Below are 22,096 nucleotides of genomic sequence, written 5' to 3'. Positions count from 1 at the left end.
CACAAAATCAATATTGACTTAATATTAAAAACACTGTCTGCAATAACCCGATAACAAAACCCAAAACACCACCTAAAGTTACAATTGCCTGCAATTCATTTTTCACAATTCCTTCTATAGCAGCTTCTAAATCAGCCGGTGAAGTTGATTTTACCCGGTCAACTATTACTTGATCTATCGATAAAATCGGAATTACTTGCGCCACAATTACTTCTAAATCTTTTTCCAAATACTTATCTAATATTAAAGCCAACTCTTGACTCATGACTTCTAAAGAAGTACTGACAACAGGTGAAGTACTAAGACGATTCAGCAGCACTACAGCAATATTTTCCCAATCAACAGAATCAGTTAATCCTTGTAAAAAATCGCTGCCACTGTTTTGCAGGTAATGGCGGACACTTTCGCGGGTGGTCTTTCGGAGTTGGCGCACCGTACCCATTGGCAAGTTTTGTAATGATAAATCTTGCAGTAATTTTCTAATGCGATCGCGCATTTGCAAATCTTGAGTCAATTCCTGCAAGCGACTATTGGTAGCCTCTTTTTCATCTAAGCAAAAAGTCCGTAGCCGTGTAAGAGTATTACGTAAGCCAAACAAATTTGCTACTACCCAATAAGTCCCACTGGTTTTTTCGCGGAAGCCTTCATCAATAATTTGAATTGTGCGATCGGTCAAAAAATCAACTATCGTCTGCCGCAGCACATCTGGCGGTAAAACTGCTTGCAACAACCAATCAGCAAGCCGCGTGGCTTGTTCTTCACTCAATTGAAATTCCAGCAATATCTGGTCAAAAATTTGATTTATCTGCGCTTCCAAAAAGTCTTCACGTCGCGCTAAAACTTTGAGTAATCGGGGCAAAGATTCCCCTAGTAAATCCCGCAAAATTCCAGCGACGATTTTAGCACTTTTCTCGTTTTTATCTGTTTTGATTTGTTCAATCGCCAGCCGCAACAACCAAAGAATTGCTGCTTGTACACGTTCTGTTTGCAACAAACGTCGCGCCAGATTTTGCAATTCTTTTGGTGTCAACAGTGACCCCATGATTGTCTTAGAAATGTTCAGAGCCAGACGTTCCTGGTTGCGGGGAATCAATCCAGGAGTGAAGGGTACTCTTCGTCCAGCAATGTAAATTGCTCGGTAAGGACGGAACAACATTTTGATGGCTATATCATTTGTGAAATAGCCAATAATTCCACCCAGTACCGGGGGAGACACATAAAGCCAAAGATGAGACCAGTCCAAGGGAAGAATTAAAAAAGTTAGGAGTTTAGAGCTTAGAGTTAGGAGTTAGGAGTTAGGAGTTAGGAGTTAGGAGTTAGGAATGATAAATCTTAAATGAGAATTTATCACTACTCATAATTCATAACTTTTAACTAATAACTCCTAACTTACTAAGCACTAGCACTCCCATCATACCGTTCGCAATGGGGTAGTGTGTGGCAACAGCAAAACCAACTTGACGCGCTAACTCTATTTGCTCTCTCCCAATGGGAAAGCGGTCTAAGCTAGGACTGATGTAAGCATATTCTTCTTTTAAGCCTAAATAATTGGCAACTGGCACTACGAAACCGTCCAGATACAACTGCTGAAAGGCACGTAGCTGAGGATTACTTGGTCGATGAAAGTCTAAAATTGCGGCTTTAGCACCCGGCTTCAAAACCCGGTATAACTCTTGGAGACTCCGGGGAATATCTTTAACATTTCTTAAACCATAGCCCATTGTTGCGGCATCAAATTGGTTATCGTCAAAGGGTAAATTTAGCACGTCGGCTTCTATCCAGGTAACAACAGGTTGGGGGTACTGCCAATGTGAGCGTTCTTTAGCTGTTTCTAATAGGTTTCGGGAAAAATCCACTCCGTAGACCTGTCCTGTTGCTCCCACACGCCGCGCCAAACGTAAGGCTAAATCTCCACTACCGCAACACAAATCTAAAGCAGTATCACCCGATTTAGCCGCACTCCATTTCACTGCCATTTCCTTCCATATCCGATGCTGTCCCAGACTCAACCAGTCGTTCAACTGGTCATAAACTGGAGCAATACGGTTAAAAATGGACTGTATTTCGTTAGTCATTGGTCAATAAGTCATTAGTCATTGGTCATTCGTCATTTGCCAAGGATAAAGGACAATTGACAAAGCGCAAAGTCTGAGTGGAGGTCTCCTCCGCTCAGAACTTTGTAAGAGAAGACAAATGACAACTACACAAGGGTTTGATGACAGCCACTACTGGTAAGAGCGATCGCCACCAGTTGCGCTGATAAATTAATTAGCATTAATTCATCTTCCCGCAAAGTGCAGGGTTGTTTCCACTGTAGCGACAATACACCCAAAAGTTGATTACGGTAGCTAATTGGGATAACTAAATGTGCTTGCACACCTGTGTTCTGGTAGTGAATAGTATCAACTAATTTCGTATCTTTAAGTACATTTAAGGAAACTTGCATTTGCCCAGTGGCGATCGCTTCCCTTGTTAGTGGGTCTTGAGATAGCCAGTTCTCTATTATACCTGTATCACTGTAAGTTCCTTGAGTTGCAATCAGAGTATTTCCATCTGTAAGTTGTAGGATACAGCCTTCTGCTCCAAAAGTCTCACTCACAGCCTTAGCAATTGGAGCCAGAGTTTCCTCTAAGCTAGAAGCAGCTTGAGTTACCTGTACCAAAACACTCAGCAGCGCCATTTGAGCATGAGCACGGCGTAACTCTTCTGTACGTTGCTTGAGCAAGTCGTAGGTTTCTGCTGCTCTTTGCACCACTGCCTTCAGTTCACCTGGGTCCCAAGGCTTGGTGATGTATTTATAGACTTGCCCCGCATTAATCGCCTCTACCAAGTCTTCAATATCAGTAAATCCAGTGAGAATTATTCTAACTGTATCGGGAAACTGAGGTACAGTCTTACTGAGAAACTCAGTTCCTTTCATTTCTGGCATCCGTTGATCGGAGATAATTACCGCTACCTCCCCTTCTGCTGCCAAAACTTGTAGGGCGTTCACCCCACTATCAGCTTTCAGAACATTAAAGTCACGTCGAAATGTGCGATAAAGTAGATCGAGATTATCTGGCTCATCATCAACTACCAAGATTTTGAGCTTTTTTGGTCGTTCGATAGTCATTACTTGATACTGGACTTTATCAATTTCGACACTGGGATTATCCATAAGATATTTCCTTTAAATATTCACTCTCTTGTTATATTCCATACCAAGTTTAGTTGAGAATAGCGAGAAAATGCCAAGGGTTTATACGGAGTTATTTTGCATATTTTAAAACGTTAATAATTAGTGCTACAGAGAAAATCTCCCTGCCTAAATATCTGAATTAGAAAAAATTACATTAGAAAAACCAACTAAATCAGCCTAATTATGGATGAGGTAGCTTAGGGACTTCCAAATAAAAAAATATACCATCGCTATAGAGGCAGGGGGCAGGGAGCAGGGAGCAGGGGGAGGGATAGTCGTAGTGAAGTCCAGAAATTGGATAATTTAATTTCTGGAAGTCCCTTAACAAAACTCCTTTGGATACAACGCACGTCTGTCATTGGTGTCAACTTAAACTAAAACTCCTTTAAAACCTCGTTTCCGGACAGAGGCAAGTCGAGGTAAGTTTCCACAGTTCAACTCAAGACAGTAGGTCTGGGTAGTTCATAGATTAGAATAAGACTTGCTCATGAGGTGTTAAGCAACCTCTCAAGTTGAAGCTCGCACTCCGATTATGACTGATCTACCACCCAACGCTCAGAATCCTGAAGACAATGCTACCAACGATGTAGCACAAGAATTACTCCGAAAGCTGAGGCAAAAACAAGGTAACTGGGTGGAATGGGGAGCCGCGATCGCCTTGTTGCTAAAAACCGGTTACAATCCCCAAGACATTTTTGAGGCGACTGGATTTGAGCCAATTCAACAAAATCAGGTGGTTGTTGGTTCTCAAGTTTACAATTCTTTGGAAAAGTTTGGAGTATCGGAAGCAACGCGATCGCACTATACCACACGCGGCAGTGATGTTTTATACGAACTGCGTTTACTTACTCAAGAAGAACGCGCTGCCGCCGCCGAACTAATCTTCGTCCACAACGTTGATGCTGATGAGGCACGGGATATAGCAAAAGCACTTAAAGAGTTCTCTTATTACCGCACTTTGCCAGAAGGGTTTTCTGCCCATCCTGGAGATGCTGTTGCTCATCAAGTTTGGAAACTGGCACGCCAAAATGCAGATTTACAACAGCGATCGCGCCTAATAGCCAAAGGTTTACGCTTTGCTCACACGCCAGCAGCAAGACAAAAAATCGAACAGCTACTGACTGATTTTACTACTACTCCCCAGCGTCCAGCGCCAATTTTACCCTTTTACCGCCTAGAATTTGAAGAACAATTACCCCGAATTTTGCCCGTGGTAGGCGAGTTGCCATTGTCACGGCAAGACTTACAAGCTGTGCCGATATTGACAGAAATTGAACCATTTCGGTTAGTCAAGTTTTCTGGAGAACAAGCTTGGATACCATTACCAGGTTGGCAAGTACTATTGGCAGCAGAAGATCCAGTAGTGATTTTAGCGAATAGCGATCGCTTCCCCATCCAAACCCAAAGCCAAACGGGCCCCGTTGTAGTTGTGGTAGATCGTGCCCAACGAGAATGGGATGCCTCCAGCTATTTTGTAGTTGAAAATGGTGGTGAATTAGATTTCCAGTGGTTTGACACTGAACCAGAAATTCCTCTACTAGGACAAATTATTATCATCGTGCGCCCTAAGAAAATTCTGGATGAAGAATTAACTAAGGATTCTTGGCAGATTGACGAATAATTCAATTTTAGATTTTGAGATTTTGCGGAAAGTTTGAACATCGGTTTCTATTTGCTGTTCCAATAAAATCAAAGTTGATGGAATTTAATTTGTGAGAATTTCAACCCACAGATACCCGACTTCGTAAAAGTTGTCGGGGGTCTTGTTTCTTATGAATGATTCAGGATTGCTATAGTAATTTTGGATTAAGAATTTATAAAAATAGATATATTACCAGTCTTTCGTGTTATCCCATCCCCTAAAAGGGGATGGGATGAGCTTAAATCTGCGGTTTGGAAATAACATTTAACATTTATTCAAAATATAAAATTTTGAGATGTCAGATTCTAAATTTACTGCTCCTGTGGCTCAAGAATCATTCCCCTCAGAATTGTCTGAGCGATCGCCTGTTCCTTCTCTACGGGATAAGATTCTAGCAATCCGCAACAGTCTACGCCCTGGACAACAACAAATGGCTGACTGGGAATCTGGCCCCCTGGCTATTTCTGCGGTTCCTGGTGCGGGTAAATCTACTGGGATGGCGGCAGCGGCGGCGATCGCGATCGCCCGTCAGTATGAGCGTTCATCTTCCCGCCGTCAGTTGGTAGTTGTTACTTTTACTCGCTCCGCTGCTGCCAATATTAAAGCGAAGATTCGCAAAGACCTAAAGAAATTATCGCTACCTCAGACGGGCTTTTTTGTCTATACCTTGCATGGTTTAGCGTTGAACATTGCCAGCCGCCATCCTGATTTATCAGGTTTGCAACTAGAAAATGTCACATTAATTACACCAACCCAAAGTCACCGCTTTATCAGGACAGCCGTAGAGCAATGGATTGCAAATAATCCAGGAATATATTTGCGGTTATTAGAAGGTCATCAATTTGACGGAGAAGAGACAGAAAGGTTGCGTCGCCAATCAGTGCTGCGAACAGAAGTATTGCCAGAATTGGCTAATACGGTAATTCATGAAGCAAAAAGTTCTGGAATCTCGCCAGAAAAATTGCGGGAGTGGAGTAAACAAACCACAGACGAATATGCAATTTTGAGCGTAGCGGCGGGATTGTACGAGCAATATCAAAACTTAATGCGATCGCGTGACTTCATCGACTACGACGATATGATTTTAGCCGCCCTGCGCGTTTTAGTAAACGACAGTGCCCGTCGCATCGAGCAAAACCAAGTATTCGCAGTCTTTGAAGACGAAGCCCAAGATTCTAGTCCCCTACAGACGCAGCTGTTAGAAATTTTGGCCAGTGATGGCGACTCTTCACTCCCCAGTACAGACGCGATTAATCGCGTCTATCCTCACTCCTCACTCAATCTAGTACGAGTTGGTGACCCCAACCAAGCGATTAACTCTACCTTTACCCCAGCCGATCCGATTTATTTTCGGCAATTTTGCGAAGAGTGCGATCGCATCGAACGATTGGCAACGATGGATCAAGCTGGTCGCAGTACTAGAATTATCATTGAAGCCGCTAACTTTGCCCTCAAATGGATCAATAATCAATCCTTAGTAAAAACGAATAACGGACAACAGATTCCTGACAACCGACAAGTACCATTTCGCTTGCAGACAATTCGCCCTGTTGAAGTTGGCGATCCGCAAGATAACGCTAACCCAGCACCAGTAGGACGAGGACTGGAACTTTATACTCCGCGTGATATTCATCACACCGTTGAATTATTATCTCAAAGAGTAATCGAGTTATTTGGCGAAGACCCAACACAAAATAGTGCAGCGGTTTTAGTGCGAGAAAATCGCCAAGGAAGATGGTTGGCAGAGGCTCTGGCATCTGTGTGCAAAGAGCATAAAATTATACTTTACGATGTGGGAGAACGCGATCGCCGTTCCCATGTGCCCCAAGAAATTTTAGCATTACTGCAATTTTGCGATCGCCCCCACTCCCCCGATTACCTCAAAGCCGCATTAGAAGCATTAGTACAACGCCAATTAATTCCTACCCAAGACCTTAACGCCCTTGCTAGTCTTCCAGAAGAATTTTTGTATCCTGGCCCCCTAGCAGCACCCCAGCCAGATACAGTCCAAAAAGCCGCTCGTTTGTGTCGCAATTTACTTCGCGCCCGCTTGGAATTGCCCTTGTACCAGCTAATTTCCTTTCTCGCCTTGACCTTAAATTACGACCAAGCAGAATTGGCGACTGCTGACAAACTCGCAGAACGGGTAAACCAACAAATAGCTGGCAATAGTTCGATGGGGGGAATGCTGTCAGCTTTAAGTGAAATCGTCAGTTCCGAACGGTTTGAACCAGTAGAAACCGAAGATTCGGAAGAACGTTACACTCGTCGCGGTCAACTGACCATTATTACCATGCACAAAGCCAAAGGGCTAGATTGGGACTATGTGTTTCTTCCCTTTCTCCACGAAAACTTGATTCCTGGTAGATTTTGGGTTCCTCCCCAAAGCCAGTTCTTAGGGGATTTTACTTTATCAGAAGTAGCCCGCGCCCAAATTCGTGCTGCTCTCCACGGAGAAACTACCATACCAGATGTCACACAAGCATGGGAACAAGCAAAGCACTTGAAAATATCTGAGGAGTACCGTTTACTATACGTTGCAATGACACGAGCAAAGCGTTTGGTATGGATGTCAGCAGCGCAGAAAGCCCCCTTTACTTGGAGTAAACCGGAGAATTTACAAGAACAAGCGCCTTGTCCTGTATTTCCAGCATTAAAACGCCAATTTCCTGAATGTGTGGTGAATTTAGCAGTAATGACTAAACAAGCATGAGCAAGACTCATGGAATGGAATCTACAGTCACTAGCGATCAGATTGTCCCAGAATATTTGTAGAAAATAACCTACCTAAAGTGGAATTTGCCGTTTGAAAATTAATGTTATAAATTGATGCTCAGGTTTTAATCAGAAAATCTATTTACCAATGAAAACCCAACAAATCAGTTCAACGGCACAAGAAAATAGACTCACCAAGACTAAAAAACAGTGTTTTCCTGGCATGAATATTGGTACTCCTAAAGTACCATTCCGCAAATGCAAGAAAATAGTACAACAGCATGAGTTACTTAGTGACTGGGAGCACGCGAGTTAATTTAGTGACATCCTCTCATAGCAACTTCCCAGTCGTGATGCGTAAATTAGGCGTGCAATGGATTCTTTCGGTCTATTGCCATGAGCCAACAATCTGAGTATTCTCCTTCATGCAGTTCATGCGCGGGCAATAGTTTTACCTTCACAAAACCACATTTTTCATAGCAGCGGATAGCGCGAGGATTGTCAACGTGTGGGTCTATGACAATTTTATGAGCTTGCCGCTGTTCAAAAAGATAGGTGATAACAGCTGACAGAATTTCTGTACCAATTCCCTTGTTCCAATAGTCGGTTTCGCCTATGAACAAGTCAATTCCGTAGACATGATCAGTTTGGTCGAGATGATACAATTGTCTATCGATTTGCGATAAGTCATTGAGCGCACAATACTGCAAATAACCAATGGGAATATTTTGATAGTAAAACAGACACGGAACAACCGGCTCATCTCCCCTGATCATAGGTTTGTACGTTTCTATGATTCTTTCTAAATCAAAAGGATTATGAAGCGTGATGCGTAAAACCCCCGAATTCTATTCGAGGGATATAAGCGAACTGCTGAATTTATTCAGCATTGTTATGCTAATTGTGGTAAGATAAGAATGTAGTTGGTTGGTCGAGCCTTCATGATAATTTACGAGTTTAAAATCAAAGGAAGAGACAAGCAATATAGGGCGATAGATGACGCTATCCGTACATCTCAATTCATCCAAAACAAGTGCTTAAGGCAGTGGATGGATGTTAAAGGCTTGAGTAAATACGACTTGAATAAATATTGTGCTGTACTTGCTGATTTATTTCCCTTTGCATCGGAACTCAATTCAATGGCTCGGCAATCTGCGGCAGAACGTGCGTGGAGCGCAATTAGTAGATTTTACGATAGCTGCAAAAAGAAGGTTAAAGGTAAAAAAGGCTTTCCAAAGTTTAAGAAACATTGTCGTTCAGTGGAGTACAAAACAACTGGATGGAAGCTTTCTACTACTCGTAAATCTATAACTTTCTCAGACAAGAAAGGTATAGGAACCTTGAAACTAAAAGGAACTTATGACCTGAACCACTACGACATTAAGCAAATTAAACGTGTGCGTTTAGTACGTCGCGCTGATGGGTATTACGCTCAATTTGCGATAAGTGTTGACCAGAAAGTTGAAACTCAACCTACTGGTCAAGTGCTAGGTATTGACTTGGGGCTAAAGTATTTCATTGCTGATAACAAAGGTAATGTAGAGCCATCACCCCAGTTTTACCGTAAGTCTGAAAAACAGTTAAACCGTGCTAATCGCAAGAAGTCCAAAAAATACGATTTGTCTAAAAAGAAAGACAAAAAGCAACAGTCAGCCAACTACCACAAAGCTAGAAATAGGTATGCTCGTAAACATTTAAGAGTAAGTAGGCAGCGAAAAGAGTATTGCAAGAGATTAGCGTACTCCGTCATCCAATCTAACGATTTGGTAGCCTATGAAGACTTGAATGTAAAAGGCATGGTCAGGAACCGACATCTAGCTAAATCAATATCTGATGCTGGTTGGTCAACTTTTCGTCAATGGTTAGAATATTTTGGGCACAAATATGGGAAGGTAACGGTTGCTGTGCCTCCCCATAATACAAGTCAGAACTGTTCTAACTGTGGTCAAAAGGTCAAAAAATCTCTATCTACAAGGACTCACGTTTGTCCTCACTGCAACTATGTAGAAGATAGGGACGTAAACGCTAGCATCAATATTCTCAAACTTGGATTAACTACGGTGGGGCACACCGGAAGCTACGCTTGGGGAGATTTGCCCTCTTGGGCAGTTGGCGCAAGCCTGCTGTCTAACGGCGAGTCAGGGAACCAAGAATCCCCGTCACTTTAGTGCGGGGAGTGTCAACTCTTCCTTCATAAAATTTCAAAACTTGTGCATCAGTTAACCATTTTGCCATCAACTCATAATCAGGCATTTGATCTTGCATGAGACGAATAGCTATTTCGTCTTGTTGAATCAGCATATCCTGTGTGAATTTTTCTAGCCAGTCCAGTATTTAAATAATTATAGTTGGTTCAAAATGTCTATCATCTTGCAAAAATCATCAAACAGGAAAGGGAATTCCATACCCGCTTCGGAAGAATGGAATTCCCTTTAAATTTTTGTCTTACCTCTAACCTATGCCAAGCTTAAATTTACTTAATTACCACCAGACACAACAGCTTTATTATGTATAGCTGTGTCTTCAGGCTTTCTCTGCCATTTCCCTTCATTGCCTGGTTCGTATTCATTCTTTACACTATTCCAAGCAACATCACGCGCACCCTCTTCACTCATACCATTACTTTGAGCAGCATTAAATGCTGCTACAAAAATCTGCTGCGCGTGTTCAGGTAACTGTTCTCTAATTTCATCAGGCAATTCATTTATTGTTTTATCAGCCATAAACTTACTCCGAGGATCTCAAGTTAATTTCATGTTAAAAAAACTTGCAATGTAATTTCCTCTTTCTGGAAGTAGAGAAGTAAACAATCATACTTTTGGCTGAGTCAAGCGATTTTTAAATCAGGGATGCAATGATATTGATACTCATAGCTAAAATGGTGGTATTGAAAAAGAAGGATAATACACTATGTAAAAGAGTCAAGCGTCTCATATCGCGCGATCTCGTCTCAACATCTGAAACTTGACTAGTCATGCCAATTACAAAAGAATAATATAAAAATTCCCAATAGTCTGGATAGTCGTTATGAGGAAAATCTAAACCTCCGGCGATTTCTTCTCTATTATTAGGGCTAATATATTTGTAATAGCTGTGTGCATATTGCACTGCAAACATTGTATGTACTAGCAACCAGGAACCAACAATAGTCATAATTGAGAGTATGACATGTAGGGTAAGCAGAATTGTTGACAACCCTTTTTTATCAGTTAGTAAAAACCCGATCGCTAAAACACTAGCACAAGCCGCAGCTATCACCAGCATGAATATAGCCAAATGTCCTTCATATTCATTTTCAGCATAACGGCGAATTTTTTCTGGGGTAGCCTTGATCATTTTCCACCAGGTTACGGCTAAGAAAAAGTCAGCACCGGAGTTCCAAGCGCAGAGAATGCGAGTTGGTAAGTGCAGCCAAGGTGGAAGGATTACTGTAACTAATACAGCAAGTCCGACAGCAATGATCAGTCTGGGGCGGGGGTCAAAATTTTTAAATAAATTAAGTTTCACAAATATTGCGATCGCATTTAATGTGTCTGTAGCTCCTCAAGGAAAATTCCCGCTATTTCCGGTAAAATCAAGTTCTGAGGACTGTGGATTTGGGAGAAATTTGGGGTGCCTACACTTGGCGTTAACATTGACCACATCGCCACTATCCGGCAAGCACGGCGGACAGTGGAACCAGACCCCGTGGCAGCGGCGGTGCTGGCAGAATTAGCGGGTGCAGATGGGATTACGGTGCATCTACGCGAAGATCGGCGGCATATCCAAGATAGGGATGTGCGACTGTTGCGGCAAACAGTACGATCACATCTTAATTTAGAAATGGCCGCTACAGATGAAATGCTAGCGATCGCTCTCGATATCAAACCAGATTACGTGACTTTAGTCCCCGAAAAGCGTGAAGAAGTCACAACAGAAGGTGGATTAGATATTATCGGGCAAATTGCTAGAATAGGTGAGATAGTTGATAAATTGCAAAGTGCTAACATTCCAGTTAGTTTATTTATCGACGCAGAGCCAGCACAAATTGAAGCATCTGTCAAGGTGCAGGCGCAGTTTATTGAATTGCACACCGGACAATATGCTGAGGCTAAGAATGAAACAAATCGCCACCGAGAATTAGCCATATTAGCTAAAGGGTGTGAACAAGCAATTCAACGAGGATTGCGTGTCAACGCTGGTCATGGACTCACCTACTGGAACGTCTATCCAGTAGCTGCGCTTCCAGGTATGGAAGAACTGAACATTGGACATACCATCATCAGTCGGGCAGCATTAGTAGGTATGGAAAGGGCAGTCCGCGAGATGAAACAAGCTATAAGAGGGGACAGGTGATAGGGGATAGGGAATAGGGGAAGAAACTATAACTTATAACCTAGAGGGGTTGTCACTGCGAAATCTAGAAATTGGGATCAAATCTTCAGCAAAAACTTCTATGAGCGCAACACAGTCTAACAACCTGCCGCTTTGGGTACAGGATCGGGATAAGGTGATAGCAGAAAGCACAGATGTTGAGTGGCGTTATCAGACACCGCCTGATTATTCCCGTTCAAAAGAGAATCTCGCTCAAGAAAGTATCTATAATCACCTTGAAGGTACACTAGAAGCGATCGTGCAAAACTTAGTGCGAACCTTTGAGATGGAGGTATCATTCAAAGCTAATCCACAACAGTGGTTATCTATTGTGAATGATAAGTTCCGCGTGAGTACTAATGGTGGAGTAGAGTACACAGCAGCAGATTTATCAGCCCAAGGTACTTACAATCTATTTATGGCTGATTCAGAACATTACAAGGCTTCAGAAGAAAGCTTTGAATCATCTGCAAAAGTCTTTCACACAACATTTCCCCAAGGATTCCCTTGGGAAGTGCTGGAGGTTTTCTCAGGACCACCAAACGTCACATTCAAGTGGCGGCATTGGGGACATTTTAAAGGAGAATACAAAGGCCATGCACCTACTGGAGAGACAGTAGAAATTATCGGCATGAGCATTGCAAAAGTTACCGATGACTTGAAGGTTATTTCCTTGGAACACTACTTCGACAATAATCTGTTCCTGGAAAAGCTAACATCTGGTGGCAAACAGATAAATGCCCAAAAACAGGGAAGTGCTTGTCCGTTCAGTTCTTGGTTCAAGAAATCCCACAAAAGTTAGTTTTTAAGGGTACAGAGTGCAATGCTGTGCCCTTAAATTATTCACATAGCAACCAAAGGATGAAAATGCAAACATATTATTACGTTTTGGCCAGTCAGCGCTTTCTTCTCGAAGAAGAACCGACACACGAAGTTCTCAAAGAACGCACCCGTCACTACCACGAACAAGAAAAACAAATAGATTTTTGGTTGGTTCAGCAACCAGCTTTCTTGGAAACACCTCAGTTTACAGAGCTAAAGGCAAAGTGTCCCCAACCAGCAGTAGCGATTATTTCTACTAATCCCCAATTTATTACTTGGTTAAAACTGCGCTTAGAGTACGTCAGTACTGGTGAATTCCAGGCTCCTTCTGAGACAATACCTGATGCCTTGGCATCGCTTGCTGCTGTTTCCTAATCTTGAGGAGAGAGGTTACAGGTAATAGAAAATAATCTGTCCCCTGTAACCTGTAGCCTATTCCCTTCTGAACCCCTCACTCCCCAATTTTATTTGGTAAGAACAAAATATTTTTTTTGACATTCCTTTCATCCTCATACTGAAGTAGCTGGGTTTTCAGCTTTTTTCTTATAAAATCTTCTAAGACACCTTGATTTACATAATCTAACTTTTGTGCATAGATTTCAGACTTTACCAAGTGTTTTAGGATTAGCGATTGCAGGCTTGATTAGTGGCATGAGTTCTGTCTTTGCCCAACAAGCTATTCCCCTTTGTCAACCACCAAATGCGGGTGAGTATCTTTTATTAGTAGTTAGTCCCACAGCAGATAATCAAAAGCAGTTGCGTAGTGCCTTACCGCCTGAATTGAAGACCATTACCTGCAAATATCTCAACGAGACTGTAACGCGGATTGGGGGCTTTAACAAAATTGATGATGCCAATCGATGGGCAAGGTATGTCAGCAATATTGTTGGCTTGTCTGCCATCATTACGACTCGACCAACAACGCCAGATGCGCAGCCACTAGCACAAGCACAGCAGCCGCCGCGGCAACAGCAACAGGCACAGCTACAGCAACCTCAGCAGACAGTTTATAATCCTCAAGCATTAGGAGAGGGTTATGCAGTGCTAGTAGATTATTACAATCGTCCTGAACTAGTAAATAGTGTGCAGCAAGTAGTGGGAGGTAACGTAGGTTTTGTTTCTTATGGACAACGCCCTTACTTGTTGGCAGTTTATACCACTAACCAAACTGAAGCATACAACACATTGCAGAAGCTGAACAATGGCGGTTTTGTTGGAAGTATAGTAGATAGCCGTAAGGTGATTCTGCTGCGCTCAACTGTTCGGTTGTAGTGATATTAAGTTTGCTGAAATACTGATGCGGTCTACCAGAGTGGTAATTTGTCAGCTGACAAATTACCAGTTACCAATTACAAATAGTGGCTCAAACAAAGATTCATTGCCCTAGCTTAATAAGCAGACCTAGCTAACCAATAGATAGTTATACCCAAAGCCGACCCAGCTATTACCTGAACTGGTGTATGTCCTAGTAATTCCTTCAGACGGTCTTGACTAAAGTCTGGTTTTTCATGAAATAATTCATCAATCATTTGATTGAGGATACGAGCTTGCTTACCAGCCGCTTGACGAACTCCCGCCGCATCATACATGACGATGATGGCAAAAACGATCGCAACGGCAAAATCAGGAGATGCCCAACCCAGTGTTTGCCCTACACCAGCGGCTAGAGCTGTAACTAAAGCTGAATGGGCACTGGGCATCCCTCCGGTTGTCACCAAAACACGTACATTCAGTTTGCGATGTTTGATGATCTCGACTACGAGCTTTAGTGCTTGAGCAATTAAACAAGCTACCAGAGCAACCAGCAGCACCCGGTTGTCTAAAATGTTGCCTATGTCCTGCATGGGATTTTGGTTAGGTTAGTAAATATTAGCAGCAGTTGTCGGTTGAGGAAACATTTAGATTCAACCCAAAATCCAAAATTAACCTAGTACATCATGGCGGAAACAGACCAATGATTCAAAATAGCCTAAAAGCTGATCAAATAAGCTTTTGGAATTTTGAATGAGTGAATTCCGCTGGGCGGTAGTAGTACAGTATGGTGTAAATAAACCACCCATTCCAAATCAATAAAACGCTTGCGGTATAGGAATTACAAATTCCGCAAAGCTGTACTAGTTATTGCGGCTGATAATAAAATGAGCGATCGCTTGGAGTGTCTTGGCTCTCTCCCCAAATGGTTCTAATTCCGCACAAGCTGCTTTAACTAGCTCTTGGGCTTTTGAGCGCGATTCCTCAAGTCCCCAAAGGCTGGGATAGGTCACTTTCTTGGCTTTTTGGTCTTTACCAGCTGTTTTGCCTAATTGCTCTTGAGTAGAAGTGATATCCAGAATATCATCTATGATTTGGAATGCTAGCCCAATATTTTGAGCATAAAGGGTCAGTCGTTGTAAATCTTCAGGTGATGCCCCAGTTATGATCCCACCACAAACTACGCAAGCTTCCAAAAGAGCGGCCGTTTTGTGTTTATGAATGAAATTTAGCGTTTCTAGGGAAATATCTGATTTACCTTCCGACTCTAAATCGACAACTTGACCGCCGACCAAACCAGCTGCTCCCAGCGCCCGACCAAGACGGACAACTACCTGCAAGACTAGCTCTCTCTGAACGCTTTGGGGGGTTTGAAGGGCAACAAACTCAAAAGCGAGAGCCAACAAGCCATCCCCAGCCAAAATCGCCACATCATCGCCATAGACTTTATGATTTGTCAGCTTCCCACGACGGTAATCGTCATTATCCATCGCTGGGAGGTCGTCATGAATCAACGACATTGTATGGATCATTTCCACAGCACAAGCTGTTGGCATGGCCATTTCGATGGTTCCACCCATCATTTCACAGGTAGCAAGGCAAAGAATGGGACGTACACGCTTGCCTCCAGCTAATAACGAGTAGCGCATCGCCTCATAAATCTTTTCTGGATAAATGATGGGGATAGCCTGATCCAAAGCATTATCACAAAGCTTTTGTCGCTCTTTCAGATAAGCTGCTAAGTTAAACGTGGCTTCCTCTGGTGGTGTCTTTTGAACGTTATCAGTTGCTACCATTCTTAAGTTCCTGACATTTTGGGATTTTTGTCTTATACGTCACAATTTTAAGGTGCTGTGGCGCTGAAAAAATGAAGAGTTAGGAGTTAGGAGTTAGGAATTAAGATTAATAACTCTTAACTCATCACTCCTCACTCCTCACTCTCTTACCGCCCTGGAATAGCTGGCAAATGTATTTTGCAACAATATGGCGACAGTCATAGGGCCAACACCACCAGGAACGGGGGTGATAAATTCTGCTACAGCAGCTGTTGATTCAAAGTGGACATCGCCAATTAAGCGACTTTTGCCACTAGGATCGGTGACGCGATTCATTCCCACATCTACCACAACAGCGCCCGGTTTCACCATATCAGCAGTGATCAGTCCGGGATGACCTACTGCTGCAATTAGAATATCAGCATTTTGGGTGATGGTTTTGAGGTCATGCGATCGCGAGTGAGCGATCGTAACTGTGGCATCAGCTTCTAGAAGCATCAGTGCCATCGGCTTACCCACCAAAATACTGCGTCCCACCACTACTGCCTGTTTTCCCTGCAAGGGAATTTCATATTCTTCTAAAAGCCGCATCACACCAGCAGGGGTGCAGCTGCGTAAACCGGTTTCTCCCCGTACTAGTCGCCCCAAGTTAACTGGGTGCAGTCCATCAGCATCTTTATCGGGATCAATTTGATGTAGCAAAGCCACAGCATCCAAGTGGTTAGGTAAGGGCAGCTGCACTAGAATTCCATCCACCCGTTCATCGTGGTTTAGTGCAGCGATTACCTCTTCTAACTCCTCAAAGGTAGTTTGGGCGGGAAAATGCTTACCAAAGGAGGCGATGCCAACTTTAGCGCAGGCTTTTTCTTTATTACGAACATAAGCTGCTGACGCTGGATTATCGCCAACCATCAGCACTGCTAAACCAGGGGGTCGTCCAATTTTTGGTTGTAATTGTGTAATGGCAACAGAAAGTTCTTGCTGAATTTTTGCTGCTATTGCTTTACCATCAAGGAGTTTGGCAGTTTTTGTTTCCATGAGAATTCCCAGCTATATTCGCCATTTTGTCAAAATTCAGCCGCTTCTGGTCTAGGCGGAGTCAACAGTCTAAAATCCAGAGTTAAAATATTGATTTTTGACTCTTGACTTTTAACTACTTTTGTGATCCTGTTTGATGTCGTAGCGTTTTTCTCACAGTAAATCCATAATGCTTATTTTCTCAGATCAATGGCGTTATCTGAAGAATAAAGAATTAAGGATGAAATTCAGAACATTTTTTGCTCAGTTGAGAGTGTGTTTCTGAAAGCGCAGAGAATAGTATAGATGGGAACAGACCTGATGAAACTGGCGACAAAGCAAGCAGTGAAGCAAAAATTTGCTCAATCGGTGGCTTTCATGCAACAAACAAGAAATTTGTCCCTTTCGTTCTTGTACGGGCACGGGATGATTCCCTACCGCTTGGGGCTGATTTGTTTATTGATGGTAGGACTTTGTAGTTGTGGTAGTTTAACTTCGTCTGGCTTGAATAGGAGTAATTTCAAAATTGGTAGCAATGTCACCCCAATTCGAGAAATTAAACCAGAACAAGACAATCAGGCTATAGTTTACATCCAAGGTCAGGTGGAAAAGCAAGCTCCTCTGATGAAGCAGTGGGCTTATCAAATTAATGACTCGACTGGCAAAATTTGGGTTGTCACCAATCAAAAGAATCTGGTCGAGGGGGCACAAGTGGTAATTAAGGGTAAAGTTCGCTACCGAAGTATCCCCTTAGCTGGTAAAGAATTGGGGGAAGTTTATCTAGAAGAAGAGTAATCAGGAATTAAAAATGAACATATGAACAATAAACCGGTGCATGTAGCGATCGCAATTCTCTACCAAAATAACAAGTTTCTCATGCAGCTGCGCGACAACATCCCCGGTATTCTCTACCCTGGTTACTGGGCACTATTTGGCGGTCATGTCGAACCTAGTGAAACGCCAGAGGTAGCTGTGAAGCGAGAAATCTTAGAAGAAATCGGCTACAACCTACCACCCTTTATGGAATTTGGCTGTTATCCCGACGAAAGAGTAGTCCGTCATGTCTTTCATGCACCACTCTTAGTGGAATTAAATCAACTGGTTTTGACTGAAGGATGGGATATGGGGTTATTGACCCCAGAAGATATTCACCAGGGTAACTGTTATTCGCAAAACGCTGGTGAAGTGCGACCTTTGGGGAATATGCATCAACGAATTATGTTGGATTTTATAGAGACAAACCAATAAACTCAGTTTATCCCTGCTTGCCCATATTGCAATTGCAGCATGATCTCCTAGATGACGATATGCTTTTTCATAAATCCAAACTGAAGCCAAAATAAAGTTAGAACTCTTGTGGAGTAATCACTAATGCAATCAGCAAACAAACTACCGCGATGGTTAACTATAGGATTGGCATTTCCCATTGCTATTCTCAACGGTTGGCTATTACTCCAGGTTATACAGTACTTTCAACCCTTGGTCAGCATTATTGCCGCAGCTATTCTACTAGCTTTTGTCTTGAACTATCCAATCCAGTTTCTCCAAGAACAAGGGGTGAAACGCAACCTAGCGATCGGGGGAGTGTTACTTTTAACTGTAGTGGTTTTAGTAGCTTTAGGCATCACCTTGGTTCCCCTGATTATCCAACAGCTTAACGAACTAGCGAATATCTTGCCTAGTTGGATTGATTCTGGTACTCAGCAGTTGCAAGCTTTCCAAGATTGGGCGTTAAGTCAACAACAGCTTCCCATTAATTTAAGTGGTTTATTTACCCAAGTTCTTGAACGATTATCTAATCAACTGCAATCCTTCACTGGTAGAATTCTTGGTTTTGCCGTCGATACCATTGGTATTGTCCTCAACGTCTTGCTGGCGGTAGTTTTGACCATCTACCTAATATTGAACGGCGAACGTCTTTGGGACGGAATTTTTCAGTGGTTTCCCCATAACATTGGGTTAAGAGTACGGGAATTACTGCGAGAGGATTTCCACAATTACTTTATTGGTCAAGCAACATTGGGAGCTGTGTTGGGGGTGACAATTACACTGGCATTTTTGGCGCTGCAAGTTCCCTTGGCTCTGCTTTTTGGCATCGGTATTGGTTTATTTTCTCTTTTCCCCTTTGGTACAGGAGTAGGTATTGCCATAGTAAGTTTGTTGGTGGCGCTGCAAAACTTTTGGTTAGGAGTTGAAGTCTTAGGTGTAGCTGTTGCCATCGACCAAGTTAATTCTAACTTTATAGCACCTAGAATTCTCGGTAATTTAACTGGTTTAAATCCCGTGTGGGTGGTAATTTCTTTGCTGTTGGGGGCAAAATTGGGAGGAGTGCTGGGCTTGTTAATTGCGATCCCTATTGCTAGTTTTATCAAAGATACAACAGATAGCTGGCGGGCTGGAGAGTTTAATAAAATAGATGATATCGTGTCAGAACCTGTAAAGGTGACTAGTGAAACAGCAGGAACTTATAGTTGAAATTCAATATCTAAGTGAAGTAAAACTGGCAATATTGACTATTTATAAAAATATCTATCCCTTACTTATGGCTTGTTTTTTAAACTTGTTAATAATTAAGTGGAACGGGAATTTTAATAATAAACTCAGTCCCTTTGCCAATAGCTGACATGCATTGTAGCTGACCACCGTGTTTTTCTACAACAATTTGATAGCTGATAGATAAACCTAGTCCAGTTCCTTTACCAACGGGTTTAGTGGTGAAAAAGGGATCAAATAATCGGTTTTGGATGCTCTCTGGGATTCCCGGGCCATTATCGGAAATACGAATCATTACTTGCTTGTCATCAGTGAGTTGAGTATGAATGCAAATTTTGCCTTTATCCCTTAGCGATGAAGTAGGTGCTTCGCCTTCGCGCAGGTTATGGCTAATGGCTAATGACTCTTCTATCGCATCAATGGCATTCGCCAAAATATTCATAAACACCTGATTAAGTAATCCAGCGTAGCACTCAACTTGGGGAATATCACTGTATTCCTTAATTATGTTTATGCTTCCACCGAATTGGTTATTTTTGAGACGACTTTGTAAAATTAACAGTGTGCTATCAATACCTTCATGAATATCAACTAATTTTTTCTCAGACTCATCAAGACGAGAAAAATTTCGTAAGGAAAGAATGATTTGCTCGATTCGTTTGGTGCCAACCTCCATAGAGGTGAGAAGATGGGGGAGATCAGTACTTAAAAAATCCAGTTCAATTTGTGCGATCGCAGTTTTAATATCCGCTTCTGGTTCAGGATAACATTGTTGGTATAATCTAATAAGATTGAGTAGATTTTGACTGTATTCGATGGCGTGAACAAGGTTACCAGCAATAAAGTTGACGGGGTTATTGATTTCATGTGCAATACCAGCAACGAGTTGTCCTAAGGCAGCCATTTTTTCATTCTGGATTAATTGCGTATAGTTCTGTTGAAGATCACGAAAACCTACTTTAGCGACTCTAGATTGTTCCTCTACTTCCTTTAATTCAACAAGTGTTAAGACATGAATTTGAGAGTAAGCTAAGAGTAATTGATGAAAATCGACGAGCTTATATTTTCCAGACGAAGTTTTCACTAAAATCGGCTCATAAGCAATTTGAGGTGATTGTTGCAAAGTTGCCTGAGTGGCATTGACAATGAGCATATCTTCAGACAATGCTAATATCTCTTGCTGGAAAAACTTGTAAAGAATTTTAATTGGTCTTATAGAAAATAGTGCCAAACTATAGGTTTGACTCATATGCTCAAAAAATTTCCGCCGCGAAATCATCCCCACATACTGTTGATTATTATTTAAAATAATTCCCGGCAGTAAAGGCTCTTGCTTAAAGAGCATAGCTAAATCATTACCTGGACGCTCTACTTCGATGTGAACCTGCCAACAGGGTAATTCTTGCAAAGTTGACTCTAATCGCAAGTTTGACTCATTAGCATTTGTTATGCCACCCATAGTCAGCATACTCTCAAGCCTTGACTGCTGAGGTAATATTTCTGGTAACATCTTGAATATCCGTCTCTATAATTTCAAAGTTCATCAATCGTTACAAACTTATGTTTCCCAAATTGCGACCCAAAATTCACAAAGCAGATATGGGAATATAAAGTACTTCAGGAAATCCAATACTTTTCTGACTGCGTACATATTTAGCGGTGAGGGGGTAGCAGTCTTCTCGCTTTGCACTACGTCTCGCAGAGAAGGGGAGACGCTAAGAGCGATAACGAGTCTTGTCTACGATACACCAAGGGGGAACGAGCGTCAGGGCTTATCATTAGACATCGCTTCTTCACGAGCATGTTTTTAACATAGAATGAAAAAACTCTGAGCGGTCGGCAAAAAAAGAATGAAGTACAAATTTCTCATACTTCATTGCTTTATAATGAATCAATTATCTATTGTTTTCAATGAGTTACTACAAACAATATTAGCTGTCTCAAAAAAAGGTTAAGATTTAACCTTTTCTATTGATGTTGTATTTTTCTTCAAGATCCAAGCAAGACCACAAGCAAAAAGAGTAGCACCTAAGTTTGTAGGCTCAGGTACTTTTCTATAAGACACTTTACCAGAAAAAACTTCAGTATTTGGTGAAGTCCTAGAAAAAATTGTAAAATCCTCACCAATGATTTCGTAACTTCTAGAATTTGAAGGATTAGCTTTTTGATCAAATGCATAATCTAATCCCACAGAAGACGCTTGTTCTGTTAAAAATGTGGTTGAAAATACAATAGGAAAGTCTGGATAGTTTAAATCATCTTTTTCGGTATAAATGGTAGAGTCTCCGTCGAATTGGAAATAAAGTGACTTAACTATCGCTTCTGGAATGCTGTCATTACTGAAAGTTGAGTCATCAAAGCTAAAAAAGCCTTTTCCTCTATTTATCGGACTATCAACGGTAAAAGCATAATTCACAAGTGCAGCAGATGCAGATTTTGCATTTATAGTAGTCAAAGCCAGAGTAAGACTAGCAGCAAATACTAATTTTGGCACCAATTTCATTGCAGTTTTCCTCACGATAAATTTCTGCAAGCAATACAGACTACAAAATTTAAAAATTAAGCTAACTCTAACTTCCTTATCTCCTTGCTTATTTGCAAAACTTTCCACCAATTCAAACAGTGATTATTATTTATGAACACTGTTCAAAGAAAGGAAATAAGTGACTAATTACTTGCAGTTAAATTATTTTGAGTCCGTGAGTTTAAGCAGACTTTAATCTGAGGTAAAGATAATAGCTAATACCAATTCTTTAAAAGGCTGCACAAAGCCTAATTTTCTGAGTGAGACAACTTGCTCTAATCCATTGTTTCTATGCAACCTCACAGGTAAACAGTGTAAGTTAATTT

At 41.8% G+C, this 22,096-nt stretch carries 22 protein-coding genes and 1 pseudogene; 11 read left to right on the top strand and 12 right to left on the bottom strand.

The genetic code is table 11. The features are described 5' to 3' along the window. Positions 1–7: 7 nt before the first annotated feature. The 3 genes from H6G92_RS14575 to H6G92_RS14565 all read right to left on the bottom strand — a co-directional run bounded on the left by H6G92_RS14575 (position 8) and on the right by H6G92_RS14565 (position 3,157). Positions 8–1,243, bottom strand: coding sequence for a DUF445 domain-containing protein (locus H6G92_RS14575; RefSeq protein ID WP_190894395.1), 1,236 nt, complete (start codon positions 1,241–1,243; stop codon positions 8–10). A gap of 127 nt (positions 1,244–1,370) precedes the next feature. Then, positions 1,371–2,075, bottom strand: a complete 705-nt coding sequence (gene ubiE, locus H6G92_RS14570; protein ID WP_190894394.1) for a bifunctional demethylmenaquinone methyltransferase/2-methoxy-6-polyprenyl-1,4-benzoquinol methylase UbiE — start codon at positions 2,073–2,075, stop codon at positions 1,371–1,373. A 125-nt stretch (positions 2,076–2,200) separates the two neighbouring features. Then, on the bottom strand, positions 2,201–3,157 hold the full coding sequence (locus tag H6G92_RS14565; RefSeq protein WP_190894393.1) for a response regulator: 957 nt from the start codon (positions 3,155–3,157) through the stop codon (positions 2,201–2,203). A 553-nt stretch (positions 3,158–3,710) separates the two neighbouring features. Here H6G92_RS14565 and H6G92_RS14560 point away from each other — a divergent pair. From H6G92_RS14560 to H6G92_RS14550, 3 genes are all read left to right on the top strand, one after another. Then, positions 3,711–4,799, top strand: coding sequence for a RuBisCO accumulation factor 1 (locus tag H6G92_RS14560; RefSeq protein WP_190894392.1), 1,089 nt, complete (start codon positions 3,711–3,713; stop codon positions 4,797–4,799). A gap of 316 nt (positions 4,800–5,115) precedes the next feature. Further along, positions 5,116–7,533, top strand: a complete 2,418-nt coding sequence (locus H6G92_RS14555) for an ATP-dependent helicase (RefSeq protein WP_190894391.1) — start codon at positions 5,116–5,118, stop codon at positions 7,531–7,533. 150 nt (positions 7,534–7,683) lie between these two features. Then, positions 7,684–7,851: a hypothetical protein gene (locus H6G92_RS14550; RefSeq protein WP_190894390.1), complete on the top strand. Its 168-nt coding sequence runs from the start codon at positions 7,684–7,686 to the stop codon at positions 7,849–7,851. Positions 7,852–7,897: 46 nt separating this feature from the next. Here the strand turns inward: H6G92_RS14550 and H6G92_RS14545 are convergent. Next, a pseudogene (locus H6G92_RS14545) lies at positions 7,898–8,353 on the bottom strand (GNAT family N-acetyltransferase); the annotation flags it as partial. Between the two features lie 123 nt (positions 8,354–8,476). Here H6G92_RS14545 and H6G92_RS14540 point away from each other — a divergent pair. Then, positions 8,477–9,703, top strand: a complete 1,227-nt coding sequence (locus tag H6G92_RS14540; protein WP_190894388.1) for an RNA-guided endonuclease InsQ/TnpB family protein — start codon at positions 8,477–8,479, stop codon at positions 9,701–9,703. Here the strand turns inward: H6G92_RS14540 and H6G92_RS14535 are convergent. The 3 genes from H6G92_RS14535 to H6G92_RS14525 form a co-directional block, all read right to left on the bottom strand. Next, positions 9,663–9,836, bottom strand: a complete 174-nt coding sequence (locus H6G92_RS14535) for a hypothetical protein (protein ID WP_190894387.1) — start codon at positions 9,834–9,836, stop codon at positions 9,663–9,665. The genes H6G92_RS14540 and H6G92_RS14535 overlap by 41 nt on opposite strands. 176 nt (positions 9,837–10,012) lie before the next feature. After that, entirely contained in the window at positions 10,013–10,258 is a 246-nt protein-coding gene (locus tag H6G92_RS14530) for a ChaB family protein (protein WP_190894386.1), read from the bottom strand. Between the two features lie 115 nt (positions 10,259–10,373). Continuing rightward, positions 10,374–11,042, bottom strand: a complete 669-nt coding sequence (locus tag H6G92_RS14525) for a DUF1345 domain-containing protein (RefSeq protein WP_190894385.1) — start codon at positions 11,040–11,042, stop codon at positions 10,374–10,376. A gap of 105 nt (positions 11,043–11,147) precedes the next feature. Here H6G92_RS14525 and H6G92_RS14520 point away from each other — a divergent pair, with 105 nt between their 5' ends. From H6G92_RS14520 to H6G92_RS14505, 4 genes are all read left to right on the top strand, one after another. Further along, positions 11,148–11,870 (top strand): pyridoxine 5'-phosphate synthase, encoded by a 723-nt coding sequence (locus H6G92_RS14520; RefSeq protein WP_190894384.1) that lies wholly within the window; start codon positions 11,148–11,150, stop codon positions 11,868–11,870. A 100-nt stretch (positions 11,871–11,970) separates the two neighbouring features. Beyond that, the gene (locus tag H6G92_RS14515) at positions 11,971–12,690 is read left to right on the top strand and encodes a SnoaL-like polyketide cyclase (protein ID WP_190894383.1); all 720 of its coding nucleotides are present in this window, start codon (positions 11,971–11,973) and stop codon (positions 12,688–12,690) included. Positions 12,691–12,755: 65 nt separating this feature from the next. After that, on the top strand, positions 12,756–13,085 hold the full coding sequence (locus H6G92_RS14510) for an MgPME-cyclase complex family protein (RefSeq protein ID WP_190894441.1): 330 nt from the start codon (positions 12,756–12,758) through the stop codon (positions 13,083–13,085). A gap of 213 nt (positions 13,086–13,298) precedes the next feature. Beyond that, on the top strand, positions 13,299–13,982 hold the full coding sequence (locus tag H6G92_RS14505; protein WP_190894382.1) for a hypothetical protein: 684 nt from the start codon (positions 13,299–13,301) through the stop codon (positions 13,980–13,982). A 116-nt stretch (positions 13,983–14,098) separates the two neighbouring features. Here the strand turns inward: H6G92_RS14505 and H6G92_RS14500 are convergent, their stop codons facing one another. The 3 genes from H6G92_RS14500 to folD all read right to left on the bottom strand — a co-directional run bounded on the left by H6G92_RS14500 (position 14,099) and on the right by folD (position 16,774). Next, positions 14,099–14,554: a divergent PAP2 family protein gene (locus H6G92_RS14500; RefSeq protein ID WP_190894381.1), complete on the bottom strand. Its 456-nt coding sequence runs from the start codon at positions 14,552–14,554 to the stop codon at positions 14,099–14,101. Between the two features lie 270 nt (positions 14,555–14,824). Beyond that, positions 14,825–15,757, bottom strand: a complete 933-nt coding sequence (crtE, locus tag H6G92_RS14495) for a geranylgeranyl diphosphate synthase CrtE (protein WP_190894380.1) — start codon at positions 15,755–15,757, stop codon at positions 14,825–14,827. 138 nt (positions 15,758–15,895) lie between these two features. Further along, positions 15,896–16,774: a bifunctional methylenetetrahydrofolate dehydrogenase/methenyltetrahydrofolate cyclohydrolase FolD gene (folD, locus tag H6G92_RS14490; protein WP_190894379.1), complete on the bottom strand. Its 879-nt coding sequence runs from the start codon at positions 16,772–16,774 to the stop codon at positions 15,896–15,898. Between the two features lie 300 nt (positions 16,775–17,074). Between folD and H6G92_RS14485 the strand changes: the two genes are divergently transcribed. From H6G92_RS14485 to H6G92_RS14475, 3 genes are all read left to right on the top strand, one after another. Further along, positions 17,075–17,548: a hypothetical protein gene (locus H6G92_RS14485; protein WP_242059130.1), complete on the top strand. Its 474-nt coding sequence runs from the start codon at positions 17,075–17,077 to the stop codon at positions 17,546–17,548. 21 nt (positions 17,549–17,569) lie between these two features. Next, a complete protein-coding gene (locus H6G92_RS14480; RefSeq protein WP_190894377.1) occupies positions 17,570–18,001 on the top strand; it encodes an NUDIX hydrolase in 432 nt (143 codons plus the stop codon). Between the two features lie 123 nt (positions 18,002–18,124). Next, on the top strand, positions 18,125–19,228 hold the full coding sequence (locus tag H6G92_RS14475) for an AI-2E family transporter (protein WP_190894376.1): 1,104 nt from the start codon (positions 18,125–18,127) through the stop codon (positions 19,226–19,228). An 88-nt stretch (positions 19,229–19,316) separates the two neighbouring features. Here H6G92_RS14475 and H6G92_RS14470 read toward each other — a convergent pair whose 3' ends face one another. Together H6G92_RS14470 and H6G92_RS14465 are read right to left on the bottom strand one after the other, a co-directional pair. Beyond that, complete coding sequence (locus H6G92_RS14470) at positions 19,317–20,714, bottom strand: sensor histidine kinase (RefSeq protein ID WP_190894440.1); 1,398 nt, start codon at positions 20,712–20,714, stop codon at positions 19,317–19,319. Between the two features lie 483 nt (positions 20,715–21,197). Next, positions 21,198–21,749 (bottom strand): PEP-CTERM sorting domain-containing protein, encoded by a 552-nt coding sequence (locus H6G92_RS14465; RefSeq protein WP_190894375.1) that lies wholly within the window; start codon positions 21,747–21,749, stop codon positions 21,198–21,200. Between the last annotated feature and the right edge of the window lie 347 nt (positions 21,750–22,096).

Origin of the sequence: Nostoc foliaceum FACHB-393, from assembly GCF_014698505.1 — a bacterium.
Classification (GTDB): Bacteria; Cyanobacteriota; Cyanobacteriia; order Cyanobacteriales; family Nostocaceae; genus Nostoc; species Nostoc foliaceum_A.
This window is presented reverse-complemented; position numbering and strand designations above follow the sequence as displayed.

Bases quoted from the DNA above. Each gene is read 5' to 3' on its own strand.
- ubiE (WP_190894394.1), bottom strand. From the start codon at position 2,075: ATGACTAACGAAATACAGTCCATTTTTAACCGTATTGCTCCAGTTTAT.
- H6G92_RS14565 (WP_190894393.1), bottom strand. From the start codon at position 3,157: ATGGATAATCCCAGTGTCGAAATTGATAAAGTCCAGTATCAAGTAATG.
- H6G92_RS14560 (WP_190894392.1), top strand. From the start codon at position 3,711: ATGACTGATCTACCACCCAACGCTCAGAATCCTGAAGACAATGCTACC.
- H6G92_RS14555 (WP_190894391.1), top strand. From the start codon at position 5,116: ATGTCAGATTCTAAATTTACTGCTCCTGTGGCTCAAGAATCATTCCCC.
- H6G92_RS14550 (WP_190894390.1), top strand. From the start codon at position 7,684: ATGAAAACCCAACAAATCAGTTCAACGGCACAAGAAAATAGACTCACC.
- H6G92_RS14540 (WP_190894388.1), top strand. From the start codon at position 8,477: ATGATAATTTACGAGTTTAAAATCAAAGGAAGAGACAAGCAATATAGG.
- H6G92_RS14535 (WP_190894387.1), bottom strand. From the start codon at position 9,836: ATGCTGATTCAACAAGACGAAATAGCTATTCGTCTCATGCAAGATCAA.
- H6G92_RS14530 (WP_190894386.1), bottom strand. From the start codon at position 10,258: ATGGCTGATAAAACAATAAATGAATTGCCTGATGAAATTAGAGAACAG.
- H6G92_RS14515 (WP_190894383.1), top strand. From the start codon at position 11,971: ATGAGCGCAACACAGTCTAACAACCTGCCGCTTTGGGTACAGGATCGG.
- H6G92_RS14510 (WP_190894441.1), top strand. From the start codon at position 12,756: ATGCAAACATATTATTACGTTTTGGCCAGTCAGCGCTTTCTTCTCGAA.
- H6G92_RS14500 (WP_190894381.1), bottom strand. From the start codon at position 14,554: ATGCAGGACATAGGCAACATTTTAGACAACCGGGTGCTGCTGGTTGCT.
- crtE (WP_190894380.1), bottom strand. From the start codon at position 15,757: ATGGTAGCAACTGATAACGTTCAAAAGACACCACCAGAGGAAGCCACG.
- folD (WP_190894379.1), bottom strand. From the start codon at position 16,774: ATGGAAACAAAAACTGCCAAACTCCTTGATGGTAAAGCAATAGCAGCA.
- H6G92_RS14485 (WP_242059130.1), top strand. From the start codon at position 17,075: ATGAAACTGGCGACAAAGCAAGCAGTGAAGCAAAAATTTGCTCAATCG.
- H6G92_RS14480 (WP_190894377.1), top strand. From the start codon at position 17,570: ATGAACAATAAACCGGTGCATGTAGCGATCGCAATTCTCTACCAAAAT.
- H6G92_RS14475 (WP_190894376.1), top strand. From the start codon at position 18,125: ATGCAATCAGCAAACAAACTACCGCGATGGTTAACTATAGGATTGGCA.
- H6G92_RS14470 (WP_190894440.1), bottom strand. From the start codon at position 20,714: ATGCTGACTATGGGTGGCATAACAAATGCTAATGAGTCAAACTTGCGA.
- H6G92_RS14465 (WP_190894375.1), bottom strand. From the start codon at position 21,749: ATGAAATTGGTGCCAAAATTAGTATTTGCTGCTAGTCTTACTCTGGCT.